The organism is Micromonospora sp. NPDC048909 (assembly GCF_040649635.1).
GTDB lineage: Bacteria > Actinomycetota > Actinomycetes > Mycobacteriales > Micromonosporaceae > Micromonospora.
In genome coordinates this window covers 221,156-234,539 of the sequence record NZ_JBEZFU010000002.1, presented here as the reverse complement: position 1 = coordinate 234,539, position 13,384 = coordinate 221,156, and the positions used below count along the sequence as shown (strand labels likewise).

At 73.4% G+C, this 13,384-nt stretch carries 11 protein-coding genes and 1 tRNA gene; 7 read left to right on the top strand and 5 right to left on the bottom strand.

Translation table 11 applies throughout. The features are described from left to right. The first annotated feature begins 68 nt into the window (after positions 1 to 68). Both AB0C04_RS07295 and AB0C04_RS07290 read left to right on the top strand, forming a co-directional pair. Positions 69 to 572, top strand: a complete 504-nt coding sequence (locus AB0C04_RS07295; RefSeq protein ID WP_357049730.1) for a SigE family RNA polymerase sigma factor — start codon at positions 69 to 71, stop codon at positions 570 to 572. Continuing rightward, a complete protein-coding gene (locus tag AB0C04_RS07290) occupies positions 569 to 1,978 on the top strand; it encodes a hypothetical protein (RefSeq protein ID WP_357049727.1) in 1,410 nt (469 codons plus the stop codon). The genes AB0C04_RS07295 and AB0C04_RS07290 overlap by 4 nt, the downstream gene beginning before the upstream one ends. Here AB0C04_RS07290 and AB0C04_RS07285 read toward each other — a convergent pair. After that, on the bottom strand, positions 1,950 to 2,747 hold the full coding sequence (locus tag AB0C04_RS07285; RefSeq protein ID WP_357049724.1) for an alpha/beta fold hydrolase: 798 nt from the start codon (positions 2,745 to 2,747) through the stop codon (positions 1,950 to 1,952). The two genes, AB0C04_RS07290 and AB0C04_RS07285, sit on opposite strands and share 29 nt — an antisense overlap. A 180-nt stretch (positions 2,748 to 2,927) precedes the next feature. Between AB0C04_RS07285 and AB0C04_RS07280 the strand changes: the two genes are divergently transcribed. The 5 genes from AB0C04_RS07280 to AB0C04_RS07260 all read left to right on the top strand — a co-directional run bounded on the left by AB0C04_RS07280 (position 2,928) and on the right by AB0C04_RS07260 (position 9,099). Then, positions 2,928 to 4,844 (top strand): transketolase, encoded by a 1,917-nt coding sequence (locus AB0C04_RS07280; protein WP_357049721.1) that lies wholly within the window; start codon positions 2,928 to 2,930, stop codon positions 4,842 to 4,844. Between the two features lie 57 nt (positions 4,845 to 4,901). Further along, the gene (locus AB0C04_RS07275; RefSeq protein ID WP_357049718.1) at positions 4,902 to 5,720 is read left to right on the top strand and encodes an LLM class flavin-dependent oxidoreductase; all 819 of its coding nucleotides are present in this window, start codon (positions 4,902 to 4,904) and stop codon (positions 5,718 to 5,720) included. A 238-nt stretch (positions 5,721 to 5,958) separates the two neighbouring features. After that, positions 5,959 to 6,723 carry a DUF1223 domain-containing protein gene (locus AB0C04_RS07270; RefSeq protein ID WP_357049715.1) on the top strand — a complete coding sequence of 255 codons (765 nt, stop codon included), beginning with the start codon at positions 5,959 to 5,961 and terminating at the stop codon, positions 6,721 to 6,723. A gap of 257 nt (positions 6,724 to 6,980) precedes the next feature. Further along, on the top strand, positions 6,981 to 7,715 hold the full coding sequence (locus tag AB0C04_RS07265) for a VOC family protein (RefSeq protein ID WP_357049712.1): 735 nt from the start codon (positions 6,981 to 6,983) through the stop codon (positions 7,713 to 7,715). Between the two features lie 202 nt (positions 7,716 to 7,917). Continuing rightward, positions 7,918 to 9,099 carry a low temperature requirement protein A gene (locus AB0C04_RS07260; RefSeq protein ID WP_357049709.1) on the top strand — a complete coding sequence of 394 codons (1,182 nt, stop codon included), beginning with the start codon at positions 7,918 to 7,920 and terminating at the stop codon, positions 9,097 to 9,099. 41 nt (positions 9,100 to 9,140) lie between these two features. Here the strand turns inward: AB0C04_RS07260 and AB0C04_RS07255 are convergent. The 4 genes from AB0C04_RS07255 to AB0C04_RS07240 all read right to left on the bottom strand — a co-directional run bounded on the left by AB0C04_RS07255 (position 9,141) and on the right by AB0C04_RS07240 (position 13,235). Next, positions 9,141 to 9,212 (bottom strand) — tRNA-Val (locus AB0C04_RS07255). An 82-nt stretch (positions 9,213 to 9,294) separates the two neighbouring features. Then, positions 9,295 to 9,759, bottom strand: a complete 465-nt coding sequence (locus AB0C04_RS07250) for a peroxiredoxin (protein ID WP_357049706.1) — start codon at positions 9,757 to 9,759, stop codon at positions 9,295 to 9,297. 113 nt (positions 9,760 to 9,872) lie between these two features. Next, positions 9,873 to 10,310: a DUF3052 domain-containing protein gene (locus tag AB0C04_RS07245; protein ID WP_350874143.1), complete on the bottom strand. Its 438-nt coding sequence runs from the start codon at positions 10,308 to 10,310 to the stop codon at positions 9,873 to 9,875. 111 nt (positions 10,311 to 10,421) lie between these two features. Beyond that, positions 10,422 to 13,235 (bottom strand): transketolase C-terminal domain-containing protein, encoded by a 2,814-nt coding sequence (locus AB0C04_RS07240; protein ID WP_357049702.1) that lies wholly within the window; start codon positions 13,233 to 13,235, stop codon positions 10,422 to 10,424. Positions 13,236 to 13,384: the final 149 nt, after the last annotated feature.

Here is a 13,384-nt window from a genome sequence, read left to right as displayed (position 1 = left end):
GAAACCCGTCGCGCCCGGCCTCAACCATTCGTGCGGTGGGTGGCGTCTGTCCCGGTGAGGGGGTGGGCATGACCGAGACGTTCCACGAGTTCGTGGTGCACCGAACGCCGGCCCTGTCCCGGACCGCCTACCTGCTCACCGGCGACCACCAGCTCGCCGAGGACCTGGTGCAGGCCGCGCTGGCCCGCACCTACCGGCACTGGCGGCGGATCCGCGGCGGCGACCCGGAGGCGTACGTCCGGAGGGTGATGTACCACCAGCAGGTCTCCTGGTGGCGGCGGCGCCGGGTCGCCGAGCGGCTGGAGGCCGAGCCCACCGAGCGGGCCGGCGCCGACCACACCGAGACGACCGCGCTGCGGCTGACGCTGACCGCGGCGCTGCGCCAGCTCACCCCGCGTCAGCGAGCCGTCATCGTGCTGCGCTACTACGAGGACCTGACCGAGGCGCAGGTCGCCGAGGTGCTCGGCTGCTCCGTCGGCACCGTCAAACGGCACGGTCACGACGCAGTACGCCGGCTGCGGCTCATCGCCCCCGATCTCGTCGACGGCACCCCGGAGAGGAGCCCGCGATGACCGCCCGGCTGCGCGAGGCGTTGCGCGTCACCGCGGACGGGGTGCCGGGCTATCCGGTGTACGAGCGGGCCCTGGCCACCGCACGCCGCTCCCGCCGCCGGCGCACCGCCGCCGCTGCCGCGGCACTCGTCCTGGTCGTGCTGGCCGGGGTGGCGCTGCCGCTGGCGGGTACGCCCGCGGTGGACCCGGCGACGGGCGCGCGGGCCGCGCTGCCCGACCGGATCGGCCTGCCGCCGCTCGGCACCCGGCACGCCAGCGACCGACCCGCGCTCGGGCCCGCGTCGGTCATCTTCACCGGCCAGGCGCCCCGCCTGCAGGGCTGGAACGAGGACGGCATCGTCGGTGTCGTCGGCGCCGACGCCGACCGCTACCGGATCTTCTCGATGGGATTCGAGGCGCCGGCCGGCGACCAGGTCCTGCTCTCCCCCGACGGCCGGTACGTGGCCCGGCCGGCGGGCGATCCCGAACGTCCCCGGGTCGACGTGATCGACCTGTCCACCGGGGGAACCCGACGCCTGCCGAGCAGGGTCGCCGACAGCGTGCTGACCACGCCGGTCGGCTGGTCGCCCGGCGGTGCGCGGCTGGTGGTCCGGGACACCGTGCCGGTCGCCTTCGACGGGGCGACCTACCGCTCGGTGCTGAGCATCGTCACCCTCGACGGCGAGCGGTGGAGCCAACTGGCCAGCGGCGCGCAGGAGGCGAGCTTCGGCTCGGTCGTCGCGTTCTCCGCCGACCGCCTCGCCTACCAGTACGGGCGCACGGTGGCCGTCACCGACCTCGACGGACGGGAACTCTCCTCGTTCGCCCTGCCGGCCGAGAGCTGGCTCGCCGGCAAGGGCGCATGGACCCCGGACGGCCGGTTGACGCTCGCCACTCGCCAACCCGGCAGCACCGAGTGGAGCCTGCGCCAGGTCGATGCCCGGACCGGCAGCGGCAGCGGCAGCGGCAGCGGCAGCGGCAGTTTGTCGCTGCCGGCGGTCTCCGACGTGACCGCGATCCGGCTGCTCGGCTGGCGACCGGACGGCTCGGCGCTGGTCGTCGCGTACCAGCCGGAGCCGGCGTCGCCCGCCCGGTTCGACCAGCCGCTGGAGCTGGACCAACGCGTCGCGTACGGGCACGTCAGGTCGGTACGCCTGCTGGCGCTGACGCCGGGAGCGGCCGAGCCGCGCACCGTGACGACCGCACCCGAGCAGGTGCTCGCCATCGACGTCGCCGACGAGGTCGTTCGGAGTGGCCGGGTCCGGGACGCGGAGCCACCGGGCGGGGTGGGGCTGCGGTTCTGGCTCTGGACGGGTCTGATCGGCGTGCTGGTGATCGGGTTGGCCGGCTACTGGAGCCGCGGTTGGCGGGCGGAGCGCCGGGAGCGTCGGCGCCGCTTCAGGCCGGAGCCGCGACGGGGTGGTTGAGGAACGGCAGGACCGCTGCCGGCAGGGCGGGTGAGCTGACGATGTCGTAGTGGGTCAGCCCGGGCAGCACGGCCAGTCGGGCGGCCGGCCGGCCGGTGCCGTCCCAGCCCGCGTCGCGGTGACCGCCACCGAGCAGCCCGAAGAACGCCGCCACGTGGGCGATCGGGATCGAGTCGGCGTCGGCGAAGACCAGCAGGGTGGGCAGGGCCAACGCGGCCACCTCGGCCGACCAGTCGTAGTCGCGGCGGAGCAGGTCGCCCGACTTGGCCCAGAGGTGTGGCCAGTCGTCGGGGCGGGGGGCGATCCGGGTGTAGAGCTGGTACGGCGGGGTGCCCCGCATCCGCTCGCCGGCCTGCTCGTCGTGCCCGGCCATCGCGGCCAGCACCTCCGGATACCAGCCGGCCCGCCGGCAGGGGGCGGAGACCACCACCAGCCGGCGGACCAGTGCCGGGTGCTGGATCGCGACCCGTAGCGCCACCCCGCCGCCGAGCGAGTAGCCGAGCAGGTCGGCCGCGGGCAGGTCGAGGTGGCGCAGCAGGGCGGCGACGTCGTCGGCCATCGACTCGTAGCGCAGCGGCCGGTCGGCGTCGGCGGTGTGGCCGTGGCCCTGAAGGTCGACGCCGATCACCCGGTGCCGCTCGCTGAGGGCCGGCAGCATCGGGGCGAAGGTCTCGGCCGCGCCGAAGCCGCCGTGCAGCAGCACCAGCGGACGCCCGTCGCCGTGCGACTCGTACCAGAGCCGTAACCCGTTGACCTCGGCGTAGCTCACCGTGGCACCTCCCGTCCGCTCCGATCCAACACCGGCGGAACGACCGGAACGGCCGATCCGCGCCGACGCACCGCCACGGGGGCGGCGGCCGGCCCGGATAACCGACCGGCACGTCTGATCGCGGGCGTCGCGGGTATCCGCGCGGCAGCACCTGCCGGACGCGCAGTCACAGGAGGCACCGTGACCCTCACCGCCCCCACCGCGACCATCGGCCTCGACACCGCCGCCGAACTGGCCGCACAGCTACGGGTGGACTCGGTCCGCTCCAGCACCAGTGCCGGCTCGGGGCATCCGACGTCCAGCATGTCGGCGGCCGACCTCTTCGCCGTGCTCGCCACCCGGCACCTGCGCTACGACTGGGACGACCCGCGGTCGCCGGCCAACGACCATCTGGTGCTGTCGAAGGGCCACGCCTCCCCCCTGCTGTACTCGCTCTTCAAGGCCGTCGGGGTGATCTCCGACGACGAGCTGATGCACGGCTACCGGCGCCTCGGGCAGCGCCTGCAGGGGCATCCCACCCCCGCCCTGCCCTGGGTCGACGTCGCCACCGGCTCGCTCGGTCAGGGGCTGCCGGACGGCGTCGGGGTCGCGCTCGCCGGGAAGTACCTGGACAAGCTGCCCTACCGGGTCTGGGTGCTCTGCGGCGACAGCGAGTTCGCCGAGGGTTCCATCTGGGAGGCGCTGGACAAGGCCTCCTACTACCGGCTGTCCAACCTGGTCACCATGGTCGACATCAACCGGCTCGGCCAGCGCGGTCCCACCGACCTGGGCTGGGACGTCGACGCGTACGCCCGCCGGGCCGAGGCGTTCGGCGCCCGCGTGCTGGTCATCGACGGGCACGACCTGACCGCCGTCGACGACGCCCTCACCGCGGCCGCGGACCCGGCCGGGGAACAGCCGACGGTGATCCTGGCCCGGACCGTCAAGGGCCGCGGTTTCGCCGAGGTGGAGGACAGCAACGACTGGCACGGCAAGCCCTTCCCGCCGGAGATGGCCGACCGGGCGATCCGGGAACTCGGTGGCGTACGCAACCTGACCGTGCGCGGCCCGCGCCCCGCCGAGGGCAGCATCGACGGCGCCAGCCCCGCCAGCGACCCGGCGGCCCGGCCCGTCACGACCGAACCGACCCGGCGCGCGGCGCCGGCGAGCTACGGCGTGGGCGAGCCGGTGCCCACCCGCAAGGCGTACGGCGACGCGCTCGCCGCGCTCGGCGCCCGTGACCCGCGCATCGTCGCGCTGGACGGCGAGGTCAGCAACTCGACGTACGCCTTCGAGTTCGCGCGCGCCCACCCCGAGCGGTACTTCGAGATGTTCATCGCCGAGCAGCAGATGGTCGCCGCCGCGACCGGCCTCGCGGTACGCGGCTACCGCCCCTTCGCCTCCACCTTCGCCGCGTTCCTGACCCGGGCGTACGACTTCATCCGGATGGGCGCCGTCTCCGGCGTCGACCTGTGCCTGGTCGGCTCGCACGCCGGCATCGAGATCGGCCCCGACGGACCCTCGCAGATGGGGCTCGAGGATCTCGCCATGATGCGGGCCGTGCACGGCTCGACGGTGCTCTACCCGAGTGACGCGACCAGCACCGTCGCCCTCACCGAGGCGATGGCCGCCACCCCGGGGATCAGCTACCTGCGCACCACCCGCGGCAAGTACCCGGTGCTCTACCCCGACGGGGAGACCTTCCCGGTCGGCGGGTCGAAGGTGCTGCGCTCGTCCGACGAGGACGCGGTCACCCTCATCGGCGCCGGGGTCACCCTGCACGCCTGCCTCGCCGCCGCCGACGCCCTGGCCGACGAGGGGATCAGCGCCCGGGTCATCGACTGCTACTCGATCAAACCGATCGACGACGCGACCATCACGGCCGCCGTGCTCGCCACCGCCGGCCGGATCGTGGTCGTCGAGGACCACCACCCGGAGGGCGGCCTCGGGTCGGCGGTGAAGGACAGTCTCGTCGCCGACGGCCGGGTGCGCCCGGCACTGATCCACCTCGCGGTACGGGCCATGCCGGGATCGGGGTCGAGCAAGGAACTCCTGGCCTGGGCGGGCATCGACGCCGACCACGTCACCTCCGCCGCGCGGTACCTGGTGAGCGGCTGACCTGCCCGGCGGACGCGAGGACGCCGTTCCGTCAGCCCTGTCACCTAGTGTTGCCGGATGATCCGATACGCCGTCGGTCTGCCCAACGTCGGGCCCTTCGCCGACCCGCTCACCCTGGTCGACCTGGCCGTCGCGGCCGAGGAACACGGTTGGGACGGGGTCTTCCTCTGGGACCACCTGCTCTACCACGACGACTGGCCGGTGGTGAACCCGGTCGTCGTCGCGTCCGCGATCGCGGCCCGCACGACGCGGATCCGGCTCGGGGTGCTCATGGCAGCCCTACCGCGCCGGCGGGTGCAGACGGTGGCTCGGGAGACGGTCACCCTGGACACGCTCTCCGGCGGCCGGCTCGTCTTCGGCGCCGGCATCGGCTCGATCGACGCCGAGTACGCCGCCTTCGGCGAGGATCCCGACCCGCGGGGCCGGGGCAGCCGCCTGGACGAGTCCCTTGAGCAGCTCACCGCGCTGTGGTCGGGCGCGGAGGTGGCGATGCCGTCCGGTGCGCGGGTGCGGATGCTGCCGACACCGGTGCAGCCGCGCATCCCCGTCTGGTGTGCCGGCCGGTGGCCCAACCGGCCAGGCGTGCGCCGGTCGGCCCGCTGGGACGGCGTGGTGCCCACCTTCGCCCACGCCGGTCGTGACGTCCCCGTGCCGGTCGAGGACTTCGCCGACGTGGTCCGCTTCGTGGCCGCAGAGCGGGGTTCGCTGGACGGCTTCGACATCGGGCTCGAAGGCTGGACGTCGCCGGAAAACGCCACGGAGATCATCACGCCGTACGCGGCCGCCGGCATGACCTGGTGGATCGAGGCGATGGGCTGGTGGCGTGGTGGCGTGGACGCCGCCCGCTCCCGGATCCTGGCCGGCCCACCCCGCTGAACCCGACACGTTCAGGAGTCGGCCGGTACCCCGGCTTCGAGTTGCCCGATCAGCGGGGCCGCGAAGGGTGCCTCGAACCGCGCGCTGACGCTGCCGCGTGTCGGAAGATCTGGCCCGCTCCGGCCGACGCCACGGGCCGTCGACCCAACCGCCGCCCACGGCTGAGGGTGACCGGGCATGGTCGCGGCGGTAACGGGAATCGGAGAGCCGCCAGTCGGACCGACCGAGGAGGGGCGTCATGACGGACGGATCTCGCACCGGGTCGGATCGGGGCCGCCCGCAGGACTCGATGCCACAGGAGCGGGACGTCCCGCCGGCGGGCGGCGTGGCCGTCGTGGAGCTGTTCACCTCCCAGGGCTGCTCGAGCTGTCCGCCCGCGGAGGAGGTGTTGACCGAGATCGAGCGCGACGCCCGGGAGCGGGGACAGCCGGTCTTCGCCCTCGGGTTCCATGTCGACTACTGGGACTACCTGGGCTGGCCAGACCAGTTCGCCGACGAGGCGTACAGCGCGCGGCAGGAGGCGTACGCGCGCGCCTTCGGCACCGGCCGGTTGTACACCCCGCAGATGGTCGTCAACGGCACCGTCGAGTTCATCGGTTCCGACCGTCGACGAGCGGCGACCGCGATCGCGTCCGCCCTGACGGCGGCGGCCCCCACGCCGCTCGCGCTGTCGGTCGAGGCCGCCGGGGGTGACGGGCGGCGAATGGTGGTGGACTTCCAGACCGAGCGGCCGCCGGAGCGGGCGGTGCTGAACGTGGCGGTCGTGGAACGTGCCCTGGAGAGCGAGGTCGCCCGGGGTGAGAACGCCGGGCGGACGCTGCGGCAGGACAACGTGGTGCGCGCCTTCATGTCGCTCGGCCTGGACGTGGAGCGTGGGCGGTTGGAGTTGGAGGTGCCGCCCGATCTCGACCCTCGACAAGCCTCGGTGGTCGGCTACGTGCAGAACGACGGCGCCAGGGCCATCGTCGGCGCCACGGCCGTCGACGTACCCGCCGGGGCCTGAGCGCTCGTAGGGCGCTCCCGGCAAGTTCGCAGCATGTCCGCCGGAACGTCCGGCGGCTACCCGAGCGCCTGCCGGAGCCCACCTGAGCAGGCAAGGCACGGGGCGGTGACGGGCTCAGTCATCACGCCGCCATCTGCCGGCGCTCGCCACAGACGCCGGCGCACAGGTCGACTCGTCCGTCGCCCGCTGTCACACGGCGGCTGGCCTGCTGTTTTCTCGGGTTCTGCTGGTCGTTGATCTCCTCTAGCATCGTCGGCATGGCGACGCGGCTTGTTCAAATCAACATGAAGGCTCGGGACGACTCCGCGCTGGGCGGTTTCTGGGCGGAGGCGCTCGGCTGGGGAATCTCCAGCGAGGGACCCGGCGTGACCAACCTCGAACCCGAGGGCTTCGTCTACCCCGACCCCGTCGCTGTCTGCCTCGACCTCATCGTCTCCCCGGAACCCAAGACGGTGAAGAACCGCGTGCACGTCGACCTCGCCACCACCTCGGCGGCCCATCAGGCGGACATGGTCGCGCGTCTGAAGGAACTCGGCGCAAAACCCGCCGACGTCGGCCAGGGCGACGTCCCATGGACGGTCATGGCCGACCCAGAGGGCAACGAGTTCTGCGTGCTGGACCCCCGACCGCTCTACCGAGACACCGGACCGATCGCCGCGGTGGTGGTCGACTGCGCGGATCCGCGAGCCATGGCCCGCTTCTGGGGCAAGGCCATGGACTGGACCCTGCACGAGGTGACCGACCACAGAGCGGTACTGCGCTCCGCCAAGGGCGTCGGCCCCTATCTGCAGTTCCTCCGCACACCCGACGTGAAGACCGTGTGGAACCGCGTCCATCTCGACGTCCGCCCGTACCCAGGTGACGACCCGGAGGCCGAGGCGGCCAGACTGCGGACTCTCGGTGCCACCGCCATCGACCTCGGCCAGAGTGTCCCGTGGACGGTCCTCGCCGACCCGGAAGGCAACGAGTTCTGCCTCCTCGCCCCGAGCTGACCACAGCCCTCTTCATCCGCTCACCACGGCCACGAGTCCGGACGTCGCGACGCGCCCCGGCCGACCCCGCCGCGTCGCGAATGCCGTTCGTGTAACGCGGGTCGCGCGATCCAGTCAACGGCAGCACGTCCGCGGTCGCCGCCGCTGCCGCATGTCAGAATGCCCCCAAACCTGGAGCAGAGCTGGCAGAACGGGCGAGCCGATGACGACGCGCAGGGCGGCCGAGCTGGTGCGGAAAGCCGGGGATCCGCAGCGGGCCACGTTCCTGGAACTCTTCTTCGACCTGGTGTTCGTCCTCGCGCTCGCGCAGCTCTCGCGCGGCCTGGCCGAGGATCTCGGGTGGAGCGGTGCCTTCCGGACGCTGGTGCTGTTGGCGGCCGTGTGGTGGGTCTGGTCCAGCACCGCGTGGCTGACCGACCGGACGGACCCGCAACGACCGGTGATCCAGGTGCTGGTCATCGCGACCATGGTCGGCAGCCTGGTGATGGCGGCCGCGGTGCCCGAGGCATTCGGCGACACGGGCCTGATCTTCGCGGGCGCCTACGTCGCCATCCAGCTCGGTCGCGGTCTCGTCCTCGCGGCCGTTCTGCGTGGCCACGAGCTGCAGCGCACCGGAGTGCGCGGGCTGTTCTGGTACGGCCTGTCGGCGCTGCCGTGGATCGCGGGGGCGCTCATGCACGGTACGGCGCGTGGCGCGTTGTGGGCACTCGCGGTGGTCCTTGACCACACGGCAGGCAGAATCGGCTTCCCCACCCCGGGGGCGGGCCGAACGCCCAGCCAGGACCTGGTGATCTCGGGCGAGCACCTGTCCGAGCGCTACCGGCAGTTCTTCATCATCGCGCTCGGCGAGCTGATCCTGGTCACCGGCCTGGCGCTGAGCAGCAGCGGCTTCGCGCCGGACAGGGTCGCCGCGTTCGCAGTGTCGATCGCGACCACCGTGCTGCTGTGGCGGATCTACATCTACCGCGCTGGGCAGGTCCTGGCGGACGCGATTGCCGTGTCTGCCGACCCGGTCCGCCTCGCCGGATCGGCGTCGTACGCCCACCTGACCATGGTGGCCGGCGTGGTCGCTGCAGCCGTCGGCGACGAACTTGTCATCGCCCATCCACTCGGGCACACCCCACCGGCCTGGATCGCCGTCATCCTCGGCGGACCCGCGCTGTACCTGGCCGGGCACGCCCGCTTCGAGCACGCGGTATTCGGCCGCGTGTCCCTGACCCGACCGATCGGCGTCCTTGCGCTGGCCGCCCTGACACCGGCGATGCTCCCCCTGCCGCCGGTCGTGGTCGCCGCCGCTGCCGCCCTCGTCCTGACCGGGATCGCCATATCCGACGCAGCCCGCGCCCGCAGACGCCCGTCCGAGCCGCCGTCACCACCCGGCTAGCCGGATGTGGGGATGGATCTTCGCGATGGTGTTGTGCTGGGTGGGCGCGGCAGGTTTCGAACCTGCGACCCCTCGCTTGTAAGGCGAGTGCTCTCCCACTGAGCTACGCGCCCGGAACGCCCGTGCGGCGGGCCGGTGGCTGGCAAGCTTACCTGCTCGCCGTCGGTCCGGTCGCACGGCGTGGCCGGTCGACGATCAGGCGGCGGCCTCGGCCAGCGCCTTGCGCCAGCGGAGCTGGTCGCGGGGTTCCCCGGGCAGGTTCTGCTCGGCGAAGCGGACCACGCCCGCCTTGTCGATCACGAAGGTGCCCCGGTTGGCGACGCCGGTCGCGTCGTTGAAGACGCCGTACGCCTGGGCGACCGCGCCGTGCGGCCAGAAGTCGGCGAGCATCGGGAACTGGTAGCCCTCGCGGTCCGCCCACACCTTGTGGCTGTAGACCGAGTCGACGCTGACGGTCAGCACCTGGACCTCGTCGTTGACGTACTCGTCGAGGTTGTCCCGGACCTCGCACAGCTCGCCCTGGCAGACGCCGGTGAAGGCGAGCGGGTAGAAGACCAGCAGCACGGTGCGCCTGCCGCGGAAGTCGGCGAGCCGTACCTCCTGGTTGTTCTGGTCCTTGAGCACGAAGTCCGGCGCCTCGGCGCCAACCTCGATGGGCATGCGGGAACTCCTCGGGTGGGGTCCGGACGGCACCAACGTGCCACACCCGGCGGGGTCCCCGCCGGGTGCCCGATCGGCTGCCGCTCGCCCTTGGTGCGACCGGCGACCGACGGCTACTTCTTGGCCTTGGCCCCGCGCCGCAGGACCAGGCGGGCGCCGGTCCAGTCGCGGCCGGCGTTGACCGTCGAGGTCTGCTGCAGCCCGGCCGTGGGGGCGGACTCGGCGATCTCGCTCGGCTCGACGTGCCCCTCGCGCCCCGCCTTCGGGGTGAGCAGCCACACGACCCCGTTGTCGGCCAGTGGGCCGAGGGCGTCGACGAGGAGTTCGAAAAGATCACCGTCGCCGTCGCGGTACCAGACGAGGACAGCGTCGACCACCTCGTCGGTGTCCTCGTCGACCAGCTCTCCACAGCGGTCGGTCAGGGCGTCCCGGAGATCCTGGTCGACGTCATCGTCGTACCCCATCTCCATGACGACCATCCCCGGCTCGAGTCCGAACCGGTCCGCCAGGCTGCGTACCCCGTCGGCGGCCTGACCAGCGGTCGCGCTCACTGTCGCGTGCCTCCTCATCTCGTCCCTGCCAGCGGCGCCCGCTCGACGCCGTCAGGCAAGTCCACACAGTTGTGGCTCCCCGCGCAAGTGGCGCACCGGGTGGAACGGAATTTACCGTGCCAGGAGCGTGCGGGCACCCTGGGTAATGGCTTCCTCGGAGACCAGAACCTGACGCGCGGCCGGACCTAATGGTACAAACGAGTCAAGTCCGGCTACTCGCCGCGCCGCCCCGACATATCCGGCATCGACCAGTGCCGCGATCACCCCTTCACCCACGCCCCCGGACCGGCGGGTCTCGTCCACGACCAGCACCCGGCCGGTCGCGGAGGCCTCCCGGATGATGTCCGCCACCGGCAGCGGCGCGAGCCAGCGCAGGTCCACCACCCGGGTGCCGATCCCCTCGTCGGCGAGGGTGGCCGCGGCGCGCAGCGAGAGCCGTACGCCGTTACCGAAGGTGATGATGGTGAGGTCCTCGGCCGAGCCCACCCCGTACACCCGGGCCCGACCGATCGGCACGTGCCCGCTCACCCACGCGCCCGGCTCGGGATAGCCGGCCAGCCACTCCCCGTCGCCCTCGGCGTAGAGGTCCCGGGTGTGGTACAGCGCGATCGGCTCCAGGAACACGCAGACGCTGCCGTCCACCGCCGCGCTGGCCAGGCAGGTCCGCAGCATCGGCGCGGCGTCGTCGGGCCGCGCCGGCACGGCGATCACCAGGCCGGGCACGTCCCGCAGTACGGCCACCGAGTTGTCGTTGTGGAAGTGCCCCCCGAAGCCCTGCTGGTAGGCCAGCCCGGCCACCCGCACCACCATCGGGTTGCGGAACGCCCCCCGGGAGAAGAACTGCATGGTGGCCGCCTCGCCGCGGAGCTGGTCCTCGGCGTTGTGCAGGTACGCCAGGTACTGGATCTCGGGCACCGGGAGCATCCCGGCCAGCCCGGCGCCCAGCCCCAGCCCGAGCACCGACGTCTCGTCGAGCAGGGTGTCGAACACCCGTGCCGGCCCGAACCGGTCGCGCAGCCCCTTCGTCACCCCGTACACGCCGCCCTTGGCGGCCACGTCCTCGCCGAAGATCGCCATCTGCGGATGGTCGAGCATGCCGTCGGCCAGCGCGCCGTTGATGCTCTGCGCCAGCGTCAGCGGGCCGGTCAGCTCCGGCGGCTTGCCACCGAACGCCTCGGCCCGCGCCGCGGCGTTCGGCCCGCTGGCCCGGGCCGCCGCGTCGGCCACCGCCCGGGACACCCGCACCGGACGCCGGGGCGCCAGCGGGGCGACCACCTCGGCCGCGGCGGCGAGCTTGGGCTCGCCGATCACCTCCTCGGCGAGCCGGCGTACCTGCCAGCCGATGTCGTCGTACCGGGCCAGCAGCTCCGCGCCGGCTGCCACCCCCGCCTCGACCAGCAGCCGCGCGGTGGCGACCAGCGGATCCCGGTCCAGGTCCGCGGCGACCTCCGCCGGGCTGCGGTACGCGGTCTCGGCGTCCGCGCCGGCGTGCCCCATCAGCCGTACCGTGCGCAGGTGCAGCACGGCCGGCCGGCGGTGCCGCCGCACCCAGGCCGCCGCCTCGGCGGCCACCGCGTACGCCTGCACCAGGTCGCTGCCGTCGGCGCTGAAGTAGCGGATCCCCGGCTTGGCCCGCAGCGTCGCCTCCACCCAGCCCTGCGGCGAGCGGACGCTGATGCCGAGGCCGTTGTCCTCGCAGACGAAGAGCACCGGGATCCGCAGCCCGGTGTGGTCGTACCACCCGGCGGTGTTGAACGCGGCGGTGGCGCTGGCGTGGTTGACCGAGGCGTCGCCGAACGAGCAGACGACGATGGCGTCCGACGGCCAGGGCGACTGCTCGGCGTCGCCGCCGATGCGCACCCCGCCGCCGGCCCGCTCCTGCCGGCGCAGCCGCTCCACGGCGAGCCCCATCCCGACCGCCCGGGGCAGGTGCGAGGCGATGGTGGAGGTGGTCGGCACGACGGCGAGGTCAGGGTGGCCGAAGACCTTGTGCCGGCCGCCGGCGATCGGGTCCGCGGCGGAGGCGACCATTCCGCGCAGCACGTCCCGGGCGGCACCGGCGTACACCCAGGGGCGCTCGAGCCCGGCGACCTCCCGGCCGGCGCCGCCGTCCCCGCCCGGGTCGGCGCTGTCGGGGGTGGCGGTGTCGCCGGCCTCCGCCCGCGGGCCGGCAGGCCCGGCGGGGTCGGCTGGCCCGGTCAGGCCGGCGGGCCCGGTCAGGCCGGCGGGCCCGGTCAGGCCGGCGGGCCCGGTCACGTCGGCGTCGGCCGGCACGATGGCGGGGCCCGATCCCTGGCTCGACGGATCAGCGAGCGCGGCGGTCGGGTCGGACGCGGCAGCGGCCGGGTCGCCGGCGGCTGCCGCGGCCTGACCGGCGCGGACGCAGTAGAACGCGCCGGAGCGGTAGTGCAGCAGGGCCGGGTCGGTGGGCCGCAGCGCCGCGGCGACCGCGGCGTTGCCCTCGTGACCGGCCGAGCCGATCGTGTAGAAGCCCTCGTCGAAGCTGCGCAACCAGCGCCCGGCCAGGTCGAGCTGTCGGCTGGTGACCTGCGCGTCGAAGAGGTCGAGTGCCTGCGTGCCGGTCAGCTCGACGCCGTCGGCAACCGGCTCGGCCGGGTCACGCCCCTGCTCGGGGGCGGTCAGCGCCGCCAGCGTCTCCCGGAACCGGTCATCGAGATCGTGCGGGGTGGTCACGTCGACAGCATTACCGACGCGGGCCACGTCCGCCCACCCGGACACCCGCGCGGGCCCGACCGGTCGTCTCCTCCCGTGGTCGTCGGGACCGGTGGCATCACCGACCTTCGCCACCAGCTCGTGCGGCACGACCAGCTCGTCGGCGCTCGGCGCGGTGGGCAGTCGGGAGTCCGACAGCACCTGAGGCACCCGCGGCCGCCGCCGGGAGCAACCGCCACCGCCGTCGATCATGCAGTCATGGTGACCGATTTCTGCCGCTTCGCGGCCCTGGCCAGGCACCACAACTGCTTGATCGCCGAGGGTCCGCGGGCAGGGCCGTTGCCCGTAACCCGCCGCCGCCTCACTCCGCGCAACGTCCGGCCGAGATCCGCGGGCGACGG

Bases quoted from the DNA above. Each gene is read 5' to 3' on its own strand.
- AB0C04_RS07295 (WP_357049730.1), top strand. From the start codon at position 69: ATGACCGAGACGTTCCACGAGTTCGTGGTGCACCGAACGCCGGCCCTG.
- AB0C04_RS07290 (WP_357049727.1), top strand. From the start codon at position 569: ATGACCGCCCGGCTGCGCGAGGCGTTGCGCGTCACCGCGGACGGGGTG.
- AB0C04_RS07275 (WP_357049718.1), top strand. From the start codon at position 4,902: ATGATCCGATACGCCGTCGGTCTGCCCAACGTCGGGCCCTTCGCCGAC.
- AB0C04_RS07270 (WP_357049715.1), top strand. From the start codon at position 5,959: ATGACGGACGGATCTCGCACCGGGTCGGATCGGGGCCGCCCGCAGGAC.
- AB0C04_RS07265 (WP_357049712.1), top strand. From the start codon at position 6,981: ATGGCGACGCGGCTTGTTCAAATCAACATGAAGGCTCGGGACGACTCC.
- AB0C04_RS07260 (WP_357049709.1), top strand. From the start codon at position 7,918: ATGACGACGCGCAGGGCGGCCGAGCTGGTGCGGAAAGCCGGGGATCCG.
- AB0C04_RS07250 (WP_357049706.1), bottom strand. From the start codon at position 9,759: ATGCCCATCGAGGTTGGCGCCGAGGCGCCGGACTTCGTGCTCAAGGAC.
- AB0C04_RS07240 (WP_357049702.1), bottom strand. From the start codon at position 13,235: ATGATCGACGGCGGTGGCGGTTGCTCCCGGCGGCGGCCGCGGGTGCCT.